The sequence below is a fragment of the Legionella sheltonii genome (assembly GCF_026191355.1).
In the GTDB taxonomy this organism is placed as follows: domain Bacteria; phylum Pseudomonadota; class Gammaproteobacteria; order Legionellales; family Legionellaceae; genus Legionella; species Legionella sheltonii.
The window spans coordinates 63,639-79,631 of sequence record NZ_JAPHOQ010000006.1; the positions used below are offsets into that span (position 1 = coordinate 63,639).

Genomic DNA, 15,993 nt, shown 5'->3' on the forward strand with positions numbered 1-15,993 from the left:
GTTAACCTTTATAAATTGAGACTTCCAGTCCTGGATAGAGTCGTTCGGGGTTTTTGTGCACTATTTGGTCCCCAGATTTTAATCCCGAAATAATTTCTACTTTATCTTTTTCTTGTATCCCTGTTTGAACAGCAACAAGTTCTATTTTTTTATCAACTACCTTATAAACATGGGTTTTACCTTGTTTGAGAAATAGAGCTTGGGTTGGAATGATCAATGTCTTTGTTTTTTTATTCACTATCAGTCGGCTTGATACACTGGTGCCAATCAAGCAATGAGTACATTGTATATCAACATCAGCGGGACACATATGGGTTTCATCATCTATCATTTTTTGTACATGACTTAAATGATACAGTCGATCAAATATATAAATAGGTTGGTTTTCTTCAATTGAGTGATTATTGGTGCAAGGGATATCAATTTCTACGGTTAATGAATGAGGATCATAAATAGTCACAACCGGAGCGCCTTCTGTTACCTGTGCCCCTTCTTTAATTTTAAAAGCACCGACTACTCCATCAAAGGGAGCATAAAAACGCATGTTTTTGAGTTCTATTTTGGTTCTGGCTTTTTCTTTTTGTGAATCAATCCAGATTCTTTTCTTTTCCTCTACTTCGCGTGCACTGACAAAACCTGTTTTTTGCAAGCTTTTGAGGCGTTGGTATTGTGTACTTTCCAGCTCTTCTGTTTCTTTGGAAAGCAGGTAACTTTTTTCAATGTCTGGATTGGTTATTTTGGCAATTAAATCACCTTTTTTAACGGTTTGTCCCGAACTCATGAGGGTATCCAGCGTTCCAGACCCTTTGGCAACAAGCACTGTTGCATGTTTTGGTCGTATGGTTCCTATAAGTTTTATGGTTTTTTCAATTGAGGAGGGTGCTGCAGTAATGACTTCGACTATTTTAGTGGGAGGGGGCGGAGCTATTCTCGCATGATAATAAAATAGAAAGTACATGCTTAAGCCAATGATTACGATAGACGATAATCCAATCATCTTATATTTGGTATAGAGGATGCTCCATATCCGTTGGATGATTAATTGCAGATTCACAATATGCTCCTGAATTGAGAATCAGATTGTGTATTGGTCATTGTGATTATGGCTTTTATCCAGGAACGGTCCGTATTCATACTCGGAATGATAATTAATTCTTCACCTCCAAGTGCTGTCCATTGTTCTTGGAGACGAATTCCTATTTCTTCAAGAGTTTCTAAACAGTCCGCAACAAATGAGGGACAACAAATAACTAATTTTTTAATTCCCTTCGCAATCAACTCAGCAAGGACTAGATCGGTATAGGGTTTTACCCAGGGTGTTTTACCCAGTCTTGATTGAAAAGCAGTACTGTAATTATCTGCAGACAAACCCAGTTCATTTGCCAATAAACGACTTGTTTCATAACATTGGGCTCTGTAACATCTGTGGATATCGTCCGTTAATGCAGGGCAAGATTGGGTACAAATTGATTTACAACTGCTTTTAGTGATTTGTCGTTCCGGGATCCCATGATAGCTAAAGAGAACATGGGTTTGTTCCTGAAGAAAAGGGTTAATGACTTGAGCTTGTGCTTTGAGGTACGCTGGATGTTGAAAAAAATCACTTATAATGCTGATTGATGGGATGAGATCCCAGGTGCCTATGATGCGTAGGACTTCTGCAATAGATGATCCATTAGCCGCTGATGAGTATTGTGGGTATAAGGGCAAAATAGTAATGGACTCACAAGATTTTAACTGATCTAAAGCGGTTTCAATCGATGGTTTTCCGTAGCGCATGCCAAGAACCACCCTATTTTCTGGTCCAACTTCTTTTTGTATTTGGTCTACTAAATTCTGGCTATGGAATAGTAATGGAGAACCTTGCTCCGTCCATATGGATTGGTAGGCATGAGCAGAACGTTTTGTTCGGAACGGTAAAATGAGCGCATATACCAGTATATAGCGAAGCAAAACAGGCAGATCAATAACCCGCTTGTCGGTAAGAAATTCGCGTAAATAACTCCTGACAGACGAGATTTCTGGACTGTTAGGGGTGCCAAGATTAATAAGTAATAAACCACGCTTCATGAGCAATTCATTGACCTTGAATAGAATAAGGTCATGATACAGGAAGACAGTTTGTAATTCAGTATTTTGCTCAAAACTTAATCTTTTTGGCTTGTGGACGCAGCACCACTATGATACTGCGCTAACTTAATCAAGCCATTTCAGCATCAGCATTCTCATTGAGCACAATCACATTAGCTGCGTGTAGACCTTTTTCACCGGTTTCTACATCGTAGTTGACAACTTGTCCTGGAACTAATGTTTTATACCCTGTGCCATGAATTGACGAGAAATGTACAAAAATATCATCCCCACCATTTTCTGGAATAATAAAACCCCAACCTTTGGCATTATTAAACCATTTTACTTCACCCTTAGCCATATTTCCTCCTTTTCCAGAGTCTTTTTGCTTAGACTCTACTGGTTCCCAATTGCCCTGACTTTTTTTGTCAATTGAGCAATCGCATTCATCCATAAATGACAATTGAACCTATTTTTTCTAATAGGTTGTTTTAACATAACGTAAAACAGACTCACTACTCAATAGTATTTTTTATAAAAAAACTCATGTTACGCACATGACCTTGTAGTTTGAATAAAAAGCATTAGAATTTCGTCCTTATTTTAGGGAGGAAGTTAAATGGATATGCTTGATCTTTATAGTGATTATTTAATTTGTCAGAACAAATATGCGACAGCCACCGGATTATCTGATTTGGTTGATGGAGCATTTGCGCATGACAAGGTGACTCGATTTCTTCGTTTTGAGTCTTTTGATTCAAAATCCCTTTGGCGCTATGTAAAAAAGCCAGTGAGGTCGCAAGAAACGGTTGGTGGTGTCTTAATACTGGATGACTCCATCGAAGAGAAACCCTACACGGATGAGAATGAAATTAATTGTTGGCATTACTCTCATGCTAAAGGGAGCGTGCTCAAAGGAATCAACATCTTGTCATGCATGGTTCGCTATGCTGACTTCAGTGTACCCATAGGGTATGAGGTGATTAAAAAAGATGTTGCCTATTGTGATATTAAAACCAAACAAGCCAGAAGAAAATCATCGGTTACCAAAAATCAATTATTTCAAAACCTGATTACTCAGGCCATTACCAATAAAGTGATGTTTGATTATGTGCTTGCAGACAACTGGTTTGGCTCGAAGGCCAATATGGTTCACATCCATAAAGACCTTCAAAAATCGTTTATCATTGGGATTAAATCTAACCGCACGTTAGCTTTATCTGAAAACGAGGCCAAAAACGGACGGTACCAACAAGTAAGAGCTTTAGAATTAGAAGAGGATGTAGCCCACACAGTCTGGCTTAAAGGCCTAGACTTCCCCGTGAGGCTCCTGAAAAAAGTGTTCAAAAACGAAAACGGTTCAACAGGAATTCTCTATCTTGTTTCTAATGACATGCCAAGTAGTGCCGAACGTCTTTATGAAGTGTACCAGAAACGGTGGCGGATTGAAGAGTATCACAAATCAATTAAGCAAAATGCAAGCTTAACCAAGTCGCCCACTCGAACCGTTAAAACTCAGTGTAATCATATTTATGCTTCTATTATTGCATACTGCAAGCTGGAATTGTTGAAGATAAAAACTCAATTAAATCATTTTGCCATTAAGTACAGATTGATCCTTAGAGCAAATCAGCTTGCATGGCGGGAGCTTAAAAATATGGCTGCTTAAAATAGATCGTGCGTAACATGAGTAAAAAAATAATTTATTGTTAATAATTCCTTAAGTTGTTTATGCTAAGTTATTAGTATGGGTGTAATAGCAGGAGTTTAGATGAGTCAATTCAGTACTTCTAAAATGTTAGGGAAACTGGCTGCTGGACAAAACAAACCCCGGTTTGAAGAAGGTCTGCAGGATGAAAAAATTGGGGAAGAAATTGCTAAACCTCAATTAACGCCCTCTGCAAAACCATCTGAGGAATTAGAAATGAAAAAAGTCCTAAATAATATCCTAGGGCCCTCATTTTCAAAAGGCTATTCCCCAATGGATAAAAAATAATTTATTTTGTAACAGTTATCCGTATAAAAAAAGCAATCATCCGTAACTACAAAACCCTCTCCTAAGCAGAGAGGTTTTTTTTGACCATTAAAATCATAAATATTCACCCGAGAGTATTCATTTAAAGCACGAGTTGTTGTAAAAATAATATTAATATTCTGCGACAAAGGTGCCAAAGCTTGTATTTAGGTATATACTTTTTTTAACAGGTTTATTTTTTATTTGAGGTAAAAATATGGCAGGGTTTGCTGAGACAGCACATTGGAGAGATTCTGCTCGTAGCGCTCGGTTTTTTATAGTTGATGCTCGAGCTGCATTTCCTATATTTTTATTTCTAATGCACATTAGAATATGGACAGGCATACTGGTTTTAATCTCAGCAGTTTTTTTTGGGATCATTGAGCATTATGGTTTTACTGTGCCGGTTTTTTTAAGGTGGATAAGAAGTACTTTAGCTGGATCACTTAAGTCTTCAAAACCATGGTGGCGATGATATATGGAGCGAGATATTAGCAAAAGCATGTCAGTTATTGCTGCAAGTTTAAATGCAAAATTCTATCTTAATGATAGATTTGTAAGTTACGAGGAGGTTTTTGCCGATACAGGTTTGTTACCTGCGATTGCGAAGCGAGCAGATCAATTGTGTTCTCTATGCCTTGGATATGGATTAGGGGCTACATTTGATGAAGCAGAAGGTGCTTTGCTTGGACTTAGGGTTGTTTTTGATGAGGTAACACCTAATGTGTTACGCTTATTGTGTATGACTGATGTGCTAAATGAGTTGATTCAAGGCGGACCAAGTCGTGACTATACCCCTTTAGACGAGTTAATGTACGACTAGGTGTGTTTTATTAAAATATATTGTAAATAAATCGTAAGCTTTGATAATTTTGGATGCATTTATAAATGATTTTGATAAACTAGGTAATTAAAGATTTTTATGTTTTAGGGGTAATGTTATGGGATTTTTTAAGCATGAGAGTGGTGAAGGTGAGCTGAAGACCCAGATTGAAACTGAATTAAAAGAGCCTATTAAAAAAATGGCTACAGTAATGGCTACAAGCGGTCGCGATATAGGCCCTCTTCAAGAGGGAACCAAGATATTGGATATCATAACTCAAGTAATAACCAACGGACCTGATGCATTGCCAAAAGAGGCTTTGAACAATCAAGAAGTGCAAGAACAAACCCCAAGCGCTAAGGAACAACTTCAAGCACTTAAGCAGCACTCTGAAGAGAGTACTCAAGAGGAACAGGTTACTGATGAGCGTGGTCTTACTATGGGTTCATGAAGTTGAGTTCAGAACTATCTAGTAAAATTGAATAACTTTTTGCTTGTCCACAAAGGATTTCATTTTCCTTTGTGGATTTTATCTTGTTTATATAATCGAAATTACTGTTATACTCCATAATACTGCATTGATTTCTCTTTTAAACATACATCTGGTTTTATGACAAAAGAAAAGTTCACTAAAGAGCATAATGATGCGATTCTTAAAGCATTGGATTATGCAATTCAAAATGGGCCCTGGGATAAGTCGAATTTTCTACGGTCAATTGGTAATCGTTTAGTCGGAATTCGCGATAATTTTTCCAAAAAAATTAATGCCCGCAGTCAAGCTCAAATTCAATCGGATACTAATCTAGCCAATCGCCTTGCTCTTAGAGGTAATCAGCAAGAAGTTTTTATCTCTTTATATACTTCGGATGGTTCTAACCTACAATCTTGGGAAAGAATAATTTTTAATTTACCACGTCAAATGATTTCTCGCCCCATATATGAACAGGAAGACCAGGTAAAAGCACTCATCAAATCAAAAGAAAACAAACAGAATGAGGCTTATGTAGGTATCTATATCAATAAAACGGATATTATTCCTCTTGCTCCAGATAAGATTTTATACGATAGGTTAGGAAGCCCTTTATTAACATTAAAAGATAGATCTTTAGACTTAGAGAATATCACGCAGTTTGTTCATATCAGCGGTATTTATAAATATTCACGGGGTCGCTTGACTAAAGAATCGTGAGATTTAATATGTGTCCTTGCGGTTATATAAAGAACCCATATGCTTATGAATCGCTCGCAAAATTATCCTGGAGCGGTATATACTTATAAAGAAATAAACTATGAAGTAATCACTAATGGCACAACAACCGCAACAACAAGGTCAAGATAGTGGCATGGGTCCAATATGGGTCATGGTACTGGTGTTTATTACAGTGTTTCTTATTTGGAAAATGGGACATCAGTATATTGTGATGGTTGTTTTTCAAATTAATATTTGGCAAGCAAAACTCGTTAACTTTTTTGTTCATAATGATCAGTTAGCAAGTTTAATTCAGATCATGCAAACAATAGATCCCAATGCGGTAAACTGGGATCAACTGGTAGAGACGACGCGAGCTGTTGGCGATTTCATGCGCTATCCCGTAGTTCTTGTCCTCCTTGTTTTAGCGGTGTTTCTGTATCAATCAAACATCACGTTAAAATTCCGCAAAATTTACGATATGAAAAAATTACGGGAGCAAGAGCAATTTAACTGGCCCGCAATTATGCCTATAGTCAAAGAAGATTTAGTCGCTCAAGATATAAATAAAGGTCCTTGGGCTATGGCTTTGACTCCAATGGAGTTTGCACGTAAATACAATCTATTAAAAAAAGAAGATGTTCTGTTAGACAATCCTGTACCTGGTCAGGAGATGACGGCAGGAATCCGAAGAGGCGATGCGAAACGAGTTTTTACTTTACAATTAGGCCCTTATTGGGATGGATTTGAGCATTGCTCGCCACAAGCTTATGCATTAGCTGCTGTTTTTATTGCACGTATCAATCGGGATAGAGATGCTGCAAACAATATCTTAGCGGTGTTAGATAGAACTTATGTGGCAGGTAAGCCCGATTATTCAGTTGCCAGACCCACAATAGAAAAATATAAAAATACAGAAATTATCCAGGAAGTTGTTGCAAAACATGCCTATACTTTAACTGTAATGGCATCATTACTTGAGAAGTCTCGGGATGATGGGGTTGTTCCGAGTTCTGAGTTTTTATGGTTAAGACCTGTTGATAGGCGTTTATGGTACATGCTTAATTGTGTTGGTAGACAAACTCCCTTTACAGAGGTTGCAGGCCCTTTTTCTCATTGGAAAGCGGAGAAGGAAATGGGTCGTCGTTCCCTAGTGCCTATGGTTGATGAAGCAATTAAAGCCTTAGAAATTGCCATAAAAGAAGTTAAGTTAACCCCTCGACAAATGCAGGAGTTAGAGCCATGATGCGCGGTATTGAATCACGTCATGAGTTAGATCCCACCCTCCTACTTAGGGATACACGAACTTTTGGCCAACGGGTGGGGGATTTCTTTTCAGATCCTACGAACATTTCGATTGTTCTGTTTACTTTGTCAGCCATGGCGTATTATTTCTCGGAAGCAGCAACCTTACTCATGCTAGTAGGCGGTGCCTGCTTTCTTTACAGCTATACACGAAAACAAAAACTGCCTTTCCGTCTCCCTCAAATTTCTCGAGTCAAAGATTATAATGATATGAAGCCGGGTGTGAATAAACCCAATATAGCTCGAGGGATCGCGTTTTTTGGAAACGATCGTAAAACGGGACATGAATTATGGTTTGCTAATGATGACATGCGTACTCACGCGTTAATTTTCGGCTCCACCGGTAGCGGTAAAACAGAATGTTTGGTCTCACTGGCTTTTAATGCTTTAGTACAAGGCAGTGGTTTCATTTATGTCGATGGAAAAGGAGATAACTCGCTCTATGCTAAAGTTTTTTCCATGGTTCGAAGCATGGGACGCGAGGATGATTTACTGCTGATTAACTTCATGACAGGTGCACGAGATATTATTGGCCCACAAGAAAAAAGACTGTCGAATACGTTTAACCCTTTCTCTCAAGGGTCCTCCAGCATGTTAACCCAGCTTGTTGTCAGTTTGATGGGCGACTCAAAAGGAGGCGGAGATGGGGATATGTGGAAAGGTCGTGCGATTGCCTTCGTCGAGGCCTTAATGCGTCTTTTGGTTTATATGCGTGATGAAGGTGCGATACTTTTGGATGCTGATACCATCCGTAACTACTTTGATTTAACCCGATTAGAAACTATAGTCGTTGATAAAATCTTCCCCAGAGATAATCAGGAAAGTGTTAATATCGAACAAATTCCAAAATTAGTTACCGACCCATTACGTAACTACTTAGGTACTTTGCCAGGTTATAATAAAGAGAAAAAAGGCAAGCAAGTATCACAGGTCCTCGAGCAACATGGTTTTATTACCATGCAGTTGGTAAGAGCGTTTTCATCTTTGGCCGATACTTATGGACATATTGTTCGTACCAATCTCGCAGAGGTAGATTTCAAGGACGTGGTATTGAATCGAAGAATTCTCGTTGTACTATTGCCCGCTTTGGAAAAATCTCCGGACGAGTTATCCAACTTAGGGAAGATTATTGTCTCTTCTTTAAAAGCGATGATGGCTGCAGGTTTGGGAGAAGACGTTGAAGGGGATTATCGAGACGTAATCTTGAGAAAACCAACTAATGCGCCGACTCCTTATATGTGTATCCTTGATGAGTATGGATATTATGCTGTTCAAGGGTTTGCAGTGGTGCCTGCACAAGCGCGTTCTTTGGGATTCTCTGCAATTTTTGCAGGACAAGATTTACCAGCATTCCAAAAGGCATCTAAAGAAGAGGCTGCATCTATTGGTGCAAACACAAACATTAAAATATGTATGAAATTGGAAGACCCAACTGAAACCTGGGATTTCTTCACTAAAACAGCTGGCGAGGCTTATGTAACCAAAGTGGATTCATTCCAAGCCAAAGACACCAGTATTGCAAATACTTACATGGACAGTAAAAGTTCTTCATTTGAAAAGCGGGCTCGTGTTGATCTATTGGATTTAAAAGAGCAAACAGAAGGTGAGGCACATATATTCTTCAAGTCAAAAATTGTCCGTGCTCGAATGTTTTATGCGAATCCTAAACCGGTTAAGCAGTTAAAATTAAATCAATTTTTAAAGGTAGAAGCGCCTCCAGACGATTATTTAATGAGACTACAAAAGCAATTAGTCTCATTCCAGGCCATCTTAGAGAGTGGCGATTTGTCAATTAATAAGACTGTGGAAAATGAGGAAATTACCCTGATTTCCAAGTTGTTACGCGAATCACCTATCGAAGAGCCCATTGAGAGAGGCGTCTCGGCTTTAATTGCGTTTCATGGTCATAATGAACCAGAACCCGTTGAAGATTTGATTGAGGAAGAAGTCGAAGGTGCATTAACAATATTCAGTGGTTTACGAGAAAATCCAGGTGCTCCTCCAATCTTAGTGAGTGATAAGGCTACATTCTCTGAGCCTTTACTGCCCATTAATGAAACACGCAATCAAATGATGAATATTGAACGCTTGTCTGGTGCGAAGGATAAATATGCGGGTACGGTTGCGAATGAACTGATTAAGGATTTCCAATTGGCAACGAGCTATCCTCCGGAAGAACGAGATGTTATTGCTCCAGATGAGTTAACTGGCATAGTAAGAACTTTATCAGCGAAAATTGCTACTGAACGTGAAAATGCAAATAAAAAAGCTGAAGAATAGTGAGCTAATGTAGCTAAGGTAGGGCACATAGTGATTGAGTACTGAAAAATTGATCCTGTGAGTTCTTACCTTATGTTTTTCGCTGCACAGTATCAGGCACTGTTCTCTCTTTTATACCTAAGCCATTTATTGATTAGACCTCGTTGACCTGTACCGGTTCAGATCTCCATGAGCTGGAGTATTCTTACTGGTTCTGCACTCCATCTCTCTTTTTCACACTAAAGAAAGGTTGTGAATGAAGTCAATTTTCTTTTTTATTGTTGCAAAAAAATAATCCTTAGCGCCATGTTTTTACTCAAGCAAGTGTAAAAAAATAAATAAATTTTTAAAAAAATAGCTATTTTATTGAATTCATTGTAACGTAATGATTTGTATGTTTTTCTTTGAAAATGGAACACACAAAAGGACTACAGTCAGAATCATTTTAAAATAATTATTTTAAACTATGAGGATAGTGAGTGAGACCGGTGCGTATTAATCTAATTCGGGCTGTGGGTTTAATTGCCTTGTTAATGTTAAATGCCTGCAAGGGTGACTATTGGGCGTTAGAAAAAGATGAACCCAAATATCCGTGTAAGGTTCTTGGTGCCTGTGATGCCACCATTATGAAGCTGGCTAAAAAATTAAATAAGAAGGGGGTCAAAGTAATTACAATAGGCCAGGATTATATGATTAGTATTCCAGCCAGTTACTTATTTGAACCAGAAACCCCACGTCTGAAATGGAAGTCTTATCCTTTGTTGAATGAAATTGTTGTGTTCCTGAAACAATTTCGCAAGATTGCGATTAATATAGCCAGTTACAGCAACAAATATGTATCGCCACAAAGAGAGCATGCATTAACTTTAGCCAGATCTAGAGTTATTAGTGATTACCTTTGGTCCCAGGGGGTAGATAGTCGTTTTATCTTTACACAGGGATTAGGCAGTGATAAACCTATTATTTCATTCACTCAAGGTGGTGACAATTCAGTAAACGCCAGGGTAGAAATTACTTTCAGGCGAGCTGTGGCGTAGGGGAAATAATGAGTCGAGAAACGTGGTATTTGATAAAAAAAAGTAAGAATTTCTATGTTAACTCATTCAGACGCGGGTTAATTGCGTTAATTTTTTCTCTAATATTGAATTGCATTTTTTGCGTTTTAATCGCTTACATTCATTTAACAGAGCCTGAAAGGGATTATTATGCAACGAGTGGCGTAGCACCTCCCATTCAATTGCAGCCTCTTTTGGCTCCAAATTATTCATCGAACGCGTTACTTCCTCCTGATCCGCCCGCGGAGAATGAGGATAAACTGATACCACAATAAGCAATAAATAGAGGATATTATGGCTGAAGATTCCTTGACAGTTGTCGCACTGAGAAACAAATTTTATAAGGACAGCCAACGTAAGGTAATGCTTGCGTTGTTAATTGCTCTCATCATCAATATTGTTTTAGCTGCGCTAGTAGTGTACATGATTACACATCCGCCAGCCCCTAAATATTTTGCAACCAGCATTAATGGTCGAATCACACCGCTTTTCCCCTTAAATGAACCGAACCAATCGGATTCTGCTGTATTGCAATGGGCGAATCAGGCTGCTATTGCCGCCTTTACTTATAATTTTGTTAACTATAGGGACGAATTACAGGCTTCATCTGGATTCTTTACCCCTGAAGGTTGGGACCAATTTTTAAGCGCATTACAACAATCAAACAACCTGGATGCAGTAAAGGCCAAAAAATTGATTGTTTCAGCAGTGGCAACACGAGCCCCTATTATTTTGCAAAAGGGTGTGTTGAATGGAAACTTTTCATGGCGAGTACAAATGCCTATATTAGTAACCTATCAGAGTGCCAGTGAGTTTACTCAACAAAATAATGTGGTTACTATGTTAATTACTCGTGTTTCTACTTTAAATTCGCCTAGAGGAATAGGTATATCGCAATTTGTTGTAGGACCTGCCACAGGTGGAGTGTCTTAATGAAAAAGCTGAACTGGTTTTTAAAGTTTTGTTTGTTGTATGGCATTGTCTATTCGTTGCCTGATCCTACGTACGCGCAGGATCAGTCAACAGATAGTGCTCAGCAAGCCTTACAGCAGTTACGTTTATTGCAACAGCGCTTATCACAAAATCAGCCAGCAGCACAAAATCAACCACCAGGACAAATTCCCCCTGCAGGGCCAGCTCAAGCAGCAAACAATCCAACTCCGGCACAAAATCCGCCTGCAGCACAACAGGGGCCAAATATTCCTATTCCTCTTGCTGGGAATATTTATAGTGCACCCCAAAGACCTGAATCTCCTGCTGCAAATCCTGGGAATCAAAATACATCGCAGATCGTAAGTGAAAGTGATGAAGAAGTCATTGAGAATAAGGCCTTTAAAGATATGACTCGAACCATCTATCCAATGAATACAGAGCAAGTGGTTCATTTAAAACAATTAAGTGAAACCATGGAGTATGCTAAAGCTTCACCTGTAGGCACACCACCAAAACCTACAGCAACTTCTCAATTTGTTAATTTGTCTCCAGGCTCCACTCCACCTGTTATTCGTTTAGCACAGGGGTTTGTTTCTTCATTAGTTTTTCTTGATTCATCCGGAGCTCCATGGCCTATTGCCGCTTATGATTTGGGAGACCCTAATTCATTTAATATTCAGTGGGATAAAACAAGCAACACCATAATGATTCAAGCATTGAAATTATACAATTATGGTAATTTGGCTGTGCGTCTGAGAGGTTTAAATACCCCCGTAATGCTCACGCTGATACCAGGACAAAAAGCTGTTGATTATCGAGTTGACCTGCGTGTCCAAGGTTTTGGTCCGAATGCTAAAACGATGCCATTAGAAACGGGAATTCCACCCTCAGCAAGTGAATTACTTCTTCATGTATTAGATGGGGTGCCACCTCCTGGAAGTAAACGACTGGGTATTACTGGAGGAGATGCACGTGCTTGGTTAGTTAATGATCGAATGTATGTTAGAACAAATCTTACGATATTATCACCGGGCTGGTTGGCAAGTATGACCAGCGCAGATGGGACGCATGCTTATGAAATGCACAAATCTCCGGTGTTACTGGTTTCCTGGCATGGGAAGGTCATGCAGCTCAAGGTAGAAGGGTTATAAATGGCTGGCAGAAAAGAAAATATTAAATCACTTTTTTCAAACACTCGTACCCGAGTTATTATCATATTTACAGTAGTATTATTACTGATGGCTGTAGTGATAGGGTATATAAAATTAAAATCAATAGGTACCGGACCTGCGGCGGAGGCGACTCTTGGACATGCTCCCGGAGCCATACAGTCTATTCCTGGTGTTCTTAACCCAACAGCTCAATATGCCAAATTGCAGGAAGAGCAAAATATTAACCAAGCACAAAAAGCGGAGCAAACTGGGGGGAGTGCTATTCCAACAATTATCCGCACTCAAGCCCTGGGAGAGGGGGTTGGAGTGATCGGCTCTCAAGGTGGGCAAAGTGGTGTAGGATTTGCGACACTGGCACGTGAAAATGAAGAAGGAGCTCAAAAAAGTCTTTGGTTGCAAACATTACAAAACGGTGGTTGTTCAAAAACTGTTGTCCAACAAGTTGTAGGCCAAGGAGCTCAATTAGCTGATCTGAAGGACGCATGTAGCTGTGCACAGTTAAGAGACAATGGTTATTCTTTAAAAGAGTTGAGTCCAGTATGTCCCTGTAAAGAATTAAAAGCGGCAGGATATAATGCACGGCAACTTAAAGATGCGGGATATACTGCTTCAAGGTTAAGGGATTGTGGTTTTAATGCGTGTGAATTACGTAATGCGGGTTTTACTGCTCAAGAACTTAAAGATGCAGGTTTTTCCGATGATGAATTGAAGGGCGCTGGATATACCCCAGAGGAGATAGCAAGAGCCAGCGGTTTACCGGCAGGAATGACCGCCGCAGATGTATTAAAAGCGGGATGTAATGTCGAAGCATTGACTAAGTTACGTAAAGCTGGAGTTACAGCTTCAGCAATTCGAAGAATTAGCGGATGCTCTGCAGAGCAACTAAAAGCGGCCGGATTTACTGCTAAAGAATTACGTGATGCAGGATTTAGCGCCGCTGATTTAAAGCGAGCCGGTTTTACTCCAGAGGAATTAAAAGCGGCAGGATTTAGTGCAAGGGATCTACTAAATGCTGGGTTTACACCCGAGGATCTCGCCAAAGCAGGCTATTCTGCGGCCGATATAAAAGCTGCGGAGGCTGAACTTCCGCCAGGTATTACTCCGGATGATGTAAAAAAGGCGGGCTGTGATGTTGACGTGTTAAAAAAGGAAAGAGCAGCAGGGGTTAGCGCAACTCTGATTAAAAAATATGCTGGATGTAGTGCACAAGCATTAAAAGCGGCTGGCTTTACTGATGCAGAACTCGCTAATGCCGGTTTCACTCCAGCGCAAATTAGCGCGGCAACTCCTTTGACGGATGAACAGATCAAAGCAGCGGGCTGTAATCCGGATAACCTGAAAAAACTTTTTGCAGCAGGTGTTTCTGCCAAACGAATCAAAGAATTAAATGGATGTAGCGCTGAAGCATTAAAAAATGCAGGTTATGATGCGAAATCATTAATTGATGCAGGATTTACCCCCGCACAGCTTCTTGCTGCAGGATTTACTCCCAAGGATTTGCAAAATGCAGGATTGACTCCAGCAGATGCTATTGCAAGCGGACGTGTTGCTGATTGTAGTGTTGAATCATTGAAAAAAGCGAGAGCTGCAGGGGTTAGTGCTTTGACAATCAAGAGAACACTAGGGTGTTCTGCAAAGGCATTAAAAGATGCTGGTTATACAGCAAAAGAGCTTAAAGACGCGGGGTTTACAGCTGCTGAATTAAAAGCAGCGGGCTTTAGCGCCAAGGATTTAAAAGACGCGGGGTTTACTGCAAAAGAATTAAAAGATGCAGGCTTTAGTGCTAAAGACTTAAAAGATGCAGGCTTTAGTGCTAAAGATTTAAAAGATGCAGGCTTTAGTGCTAAAGACCTAAAAGATGCGGGCTTTAGTGCTAAGGAATTAAAAGATGCGGGCTTTAGTGCTAAAGACCTAAAAGATGCAGGCTTTAGTGCTAAAGACCTAAAAGATGCAGGCTTTAGTGCTAAAGACCTAAAAGATGCAGGTTTTAGTGCTAAAGACCTAAAAGATGCAGGTTTTAGTGCTAAGGATTTAAAAGCAGCGGGTTTTAGTGCTAAAGATTTAAAGGACGCGGGATTTACAGCAGCGGAAATGAAAGCAGCAGGTTTTAGTGCCAAAGATTTGGCTGATGCCGGATATAATGCCGCTGATTTAAAGAATGCTGGATTCAGTCCTGCTGAATTACAAAACTTGGCCGTTGCTCCCGAAGGGGCCCAGGTAGCAGGTTTGGGGGCTCCCAATTTACAACCCGGTACATTTAATATCGGAGGAGTACCAACTCTAGGCCAAGGGCCAGCAGGAACTGCCGTTATGCCAGGATCTGCTGCCAGTAACCAACAGTTGCAGGCGATTATAAATAGACAAAATCAGCAACAAGCAGAACAAAAATATCAGCAAAAAATTCAACAAAAAAGTTCAGATATGTTAGCGGCTGCAAACCAATTAATTGCTGAATGGAAAAATGTGCCAACTCAGACTTATACCTCTGGTGATGCAGAAAAAGAACCCGCTGCAGCAGCTGTAGCAGCAGCGTCTGGGGCTGGTCCTGGTGGAGCCACTGTGACTGAAACCACCAATACATCGGTGACTCAAGTCAATATGATCAAAACCGGAGATGTGCTTTTCGCTGTGATCGATACTTCAGTGAATAGTGATGAACCAGGTCCTATTCTTGCAAGCATTGTTTCAGGAAGACTTAAAGGAGCCAAATTAATTGGTAGCTTTAATTTACCTTCGAATGCAAACAAAATGGTTATTACATTTAATACCATGTCAATTCCAGGTGCACCCAAAACAATTCCAATTTCTGCATACGCAATTGATCCCAATACTGCAAGAACCGCTCTTTCCAGTAAAACCAATCATCATTACTTGTTGAGATACGGTTCATTATTTGCTTCTTCATTTTTAGAGGGTTTTGGTAATGCATTCCAGTCTGCCAATACAACAGTCACTATTGGTGGAACAGGTGGTGGCAATAACGTAACCGTATCTAATGGTGTTGGCCGTTCTACCCTGGAAAATGCTGTAATTGGCTTAGCAACTGTTGGTAAGACTTGGGGGCAGCAAGCTCAAGTATTATTTAATACACCTACAACTGTTGAGGTCTATTCAGGAACCCCAGTAGGAGTTTTATTTACTCAGGATGTAAAATCTTTTTAATTTGATGGCAG

The 15,993-nt window shown here is 39.7% G+C and carries 16 protein-coding genes; 13 read left to right on the top strand and 3 right to left on the bottom strand.

Annotation, left to right across the window (positions count from 1 at the left end):
* Position 1 precedes the first annotated feature (1 nt).
* The 3 genes from OQJ26_RS07855 to OQJ26_RS07865 all read right to left on the bottom strand — a co-directional run bounded on the left by OQJ26_RS07855 (position 2) and on the right by OQJ26_RS07865 (position 2,431).
* The gene (locus OQJ26_RS07855; protein WP_265703323.1) at positions 2-1,054 is read right to left on the bottom strand and encodes an efflux RND transporter periplasmic adaptor subunit; all 1,053 of its coding nucleotides are present in this window, start codon (positions 1,052-1,054) and stop codon (positions 2-4) included.
* On the bottom strand, positions 1,051-2,070 hold the full coding sequence (gene hemH / locus OQJ26_RS07860; protein WP_265703324.1) for a ferrochelatase: 1,020 nt from the start codon (positions 2,068-2,070) through the stop codon (positions 1,051-1,053). The genes OQJ26_RS07855 and hemH overlap by 4 nt, the downstream gene beginning before the upstream one ends.
* A 130-nt stretch (positions 2,071-2,200) precedes the next feature.
* Entirely contained in the window at positions 2,201-2,431 is a 231-nt protein-coding gene (locus OQJ26_RS07865; protein ID WP_028380916.1) for a cold-shock protein, read from the bottom strand.
* A 258-nt stretch (positions 2,432-2,689) separates the two neighbouring features.
* On the opposite strand from OQJ26_RS07865, the gene OQJ26_RS07870 reads away from it, so the two are divergent.
* The 13 genes from OQJ26_RS07870 to dotG all read left to right on the top strand — a co-directional run bounded on the left by OQJ26_RS07870 (position 2,690) and on the right by dotG (position 15,982).
* The gene (locus OQJ26_RS07870; RefSeq protein WP_265701959.1) at positions 2,690-3,739 is read left to right on the top strand and encodes an IS701 family transposase; all 1,050 of its coding nucleotides are present in this window, start codon (positions 2,690-2,692) and stop codon (positions 3,737-3,739) included.
* A gap of 102 nt (positions 3,740-3,841) precedes the next feature.
* A complete protein-coding gene (locus OQJ26_RS07875; RefSeq protein WP_265703325.1) occupies positions 3,842-4,066 on the top strand; it encodes a hypothetical protein in 225 nt (74 codons plus the stop codon).
* A gap of 235 nt (positions 4,067-4,301) precedes the next feature.
* Entirely contained in the window at positions 4,302-4,559 is a 258-nt protein-coding gene (gene icmT / locus OQJ26_RS07880; RefSeq protein ID WP_081776875.1) for an IcmT/TraK family protein, read from the top strand.
* A gap of 3 nt (positions 4,560-4,562) precedes the next feature.
* Positions 4,563-4,907 carry a type IV secretion IcmS family protein gene (locus tag OQJ26_RS07885; RefSeq protein ID WP_028380919.1) on the top strand — a complete coding sequence of 115 codons (345 nt, stop codon included), beginning with the start codon at positions 4,563-4,565 and terminating at the stop codon, positions 4,905-4,907.
* A 118-nt stretch (positions 4,908-5,025) separates the two neighbouring features.
* Positions 5,026-5,358: a hypothetical protein gene (locus OQJ26_RS07890; protein WP_265703326.1), complete on the top strand. Its 333-nt coding sequence runs from the start codon at positions 5,026-5,028 to the stop codon at positions 5,356-5,358.
* 159 nt (positions 5,359-5,517) lie between these two features.
* A complete protein-coding gene (gene icmQ / locus OQJ26_RS07895) occupies positions 5,518-6,096 on the top strand; it encodes a Dot/Icm secretion system protein IcmQ (protein ID WP_265703327.1) in 579 nt (192 codons plus the stop codon).
* Between the two features lie 115 nt (positions 6,097-6,211).
* Complete coding sequence (gene icmP / locus OQJ26_RS07900) at positions 6,212-7,342, top strand: type IVB secretion system coupling complex protein DotM/IcmP (protein WP_265703328.1); 1,131 nt, start codon at positions 6,212-6,214, stop codon at positions 7,340-7,342.
* A complete protein-coding gene (locus OQJ26_RS07905) occupies positions 7,339-9,681 on the top strand; it encodes a TraM recognition domain-containing protein (protein ID WP_265703329.1) in 2,343 nt (780 codons plus the stop codon). Before icmP ends, OQJ26_RS07905 begins: the two co-directional genes overlap by 4 nt.
* Before the next feature lie 458 nt (positions 9,682-10,139).
* Complete coding sequence (icmN, locus tag OQJ26_RS07910; RefSeq protein ID WP_265703330.1) at positions 10,140-10,697, top strand: type IVB secretion system protein IcmN/DotK; 558 nt, start codon at positions 10,140-10,142, stop codon at positions 10,695-10,697.
* A gap of 8 nt (positions 10,698-10,705) precedes the next feature.
* Positions 10,706-10,990, top strand: coding sequence for a type IVB secretion system protein IcmM/DotJ (gene icmM, locus OQJ26_RS07915; protein ID WP_265703331.1), 285 nt, complete (start codon positions 10,706-10,708; stop codon positions 10,988-10,990).
* Positions 10,991-11,009: 19 nt separating this feature from the next.
* A complete protein-coding gene (locus OQJ26_RS07920; RefSeq protein WP_265703332.1) occupies positions 11,010-11,648 on the top strand; it encodes a type IVB secretion system apparatus protein IcmL/DotI in 639 nt (212 codons plus the stop codon).
* Positions 11,648-12,799, top strand: coding sequence for a DotH/IcmK family type IV secretion protein (locus OQJ26_RS07925; protein WP_265703333.1), 1,152 nt, complete (start codon positions 11,648-11,650; stop codon positions 12,797-12,799). Before OQJ26_RS07920 ends, OQJ26_RS07925 begins: the two co-directional genes overlap by 1 nt.
* On the top strand, positions 12,800-15,982 hold the full coding sequence (gene dotG, locus OQJ26_RS07930; RefSeq protein WP_265703334.1) for a type IVB secretion system protein DotG/IcmE: 3,183 nt from the start codon (positions 12,800-12,802) through the stop codon (positions 15,980-15,982). It begins immediately after the preceding gene.
* Positions 15,983-15,993: the final 11 nt, after the last annotated feature.

Excerpts from the sequence above, each read along its gene's own strand:
- hemH (WP_265703324.1), bottom strand. The coding sequence starts at position 2,070 with ATGAAGCGTGGTTTATTACTTATTAATCTTGGCACCCCTAACAGTCCA.
- OQJ26_RS07865 (WP_028380916.1), bottom strand. The coding sequence starts at position 2,431 with ATGGCTAAGGGTGAAGTAAAATGGTTTAATAATGCCAAAGGTTGGGGT.
- OQJ26_RS07870 (WP_265701959.1), top strand. The coding sequence starts at position 2,690 with ATGGATATGCTTGATCTTTATAGTGATTATTTAATTTGTCAGAACAAA.
- OQJ26_RS07875 (WP_265703325.1), top strand. The coding sequence starts at position 3,842 with ATGAGTCAATTCAGTACTTCTAAAATGTTAGGGAAACTGGCTGCTGGA.
- icmT (WP_081776875.1), top strand. The coding sequence starts at position 4,302 with ATGGCAGGGTTTGCTGAGACAGCACATTGGAGAGATTCTGCTCGTAGC.
- OQJ26_RS07885 (WP_028380919.1), top strand. The coding sequence starts at position 4,563 with ATGGAGCGAGATATTAGCAAAAGCATGTCAGTTATTGCTGCAAGTTTA.
- OQJ26_RS07890 (WP_265703326.1), top strand. The coding sequence starts at position 5,026 with ATGGGATTTTTTAAGCATGAGAGTGGTGAAGGTGAGCTGAAGACCCAG.
- icmQ (WP_265703327.1), top strand. The coding sequence starts at position 5,518 with ATGACAAAAGAAAAGTTCACTAAAGAGCATAATGATGCGATTCTTAAA.
- icmP (WP_265703328.1), top strand. The coding sequence starts at position 6,212 with ATGGCACAACAACCGCAACAACAAGGTCAAGATAGTGGCATGGGTCCA.
- OQJ26_RS07905 (WP_265703329.1), top strand. The coding sequence starts at position 7,339 with ATGATGCGCGGTATTGAATCACGTCATGAGTTAGATCCCACCCTCCTA.
- icmM (WP_265703331.1), top strand. The coding sequence starts at position 10,706 with ATGAGTCGAGAAACGTGGTATTTGATAAAAAAAAGTAAGAATTTCTAT.
- OQJ26_RS07920 (WP_265703332.1), top strand. The coding sequence starts at position 11,010 with ATGGCTGAAGATTCCTTGACAGTTGTCGCACTGAGAAACAAATTTTAT.
- OQJ26_RS07925 (WP_265703333.1), top strand. The coding sequence starts at position 11,648 with ATGAAAAAGCTGAACTGGTTTTTAAAGTTTTGTTTGTTGTATGGCATT.
- dotG (WP_265703334.1), top strand. The coding sequence starts at position 12,800 with ATGGCTGGCAGAAAAGAAAATATTAAATCACTTTTTTCAAACACTCGT.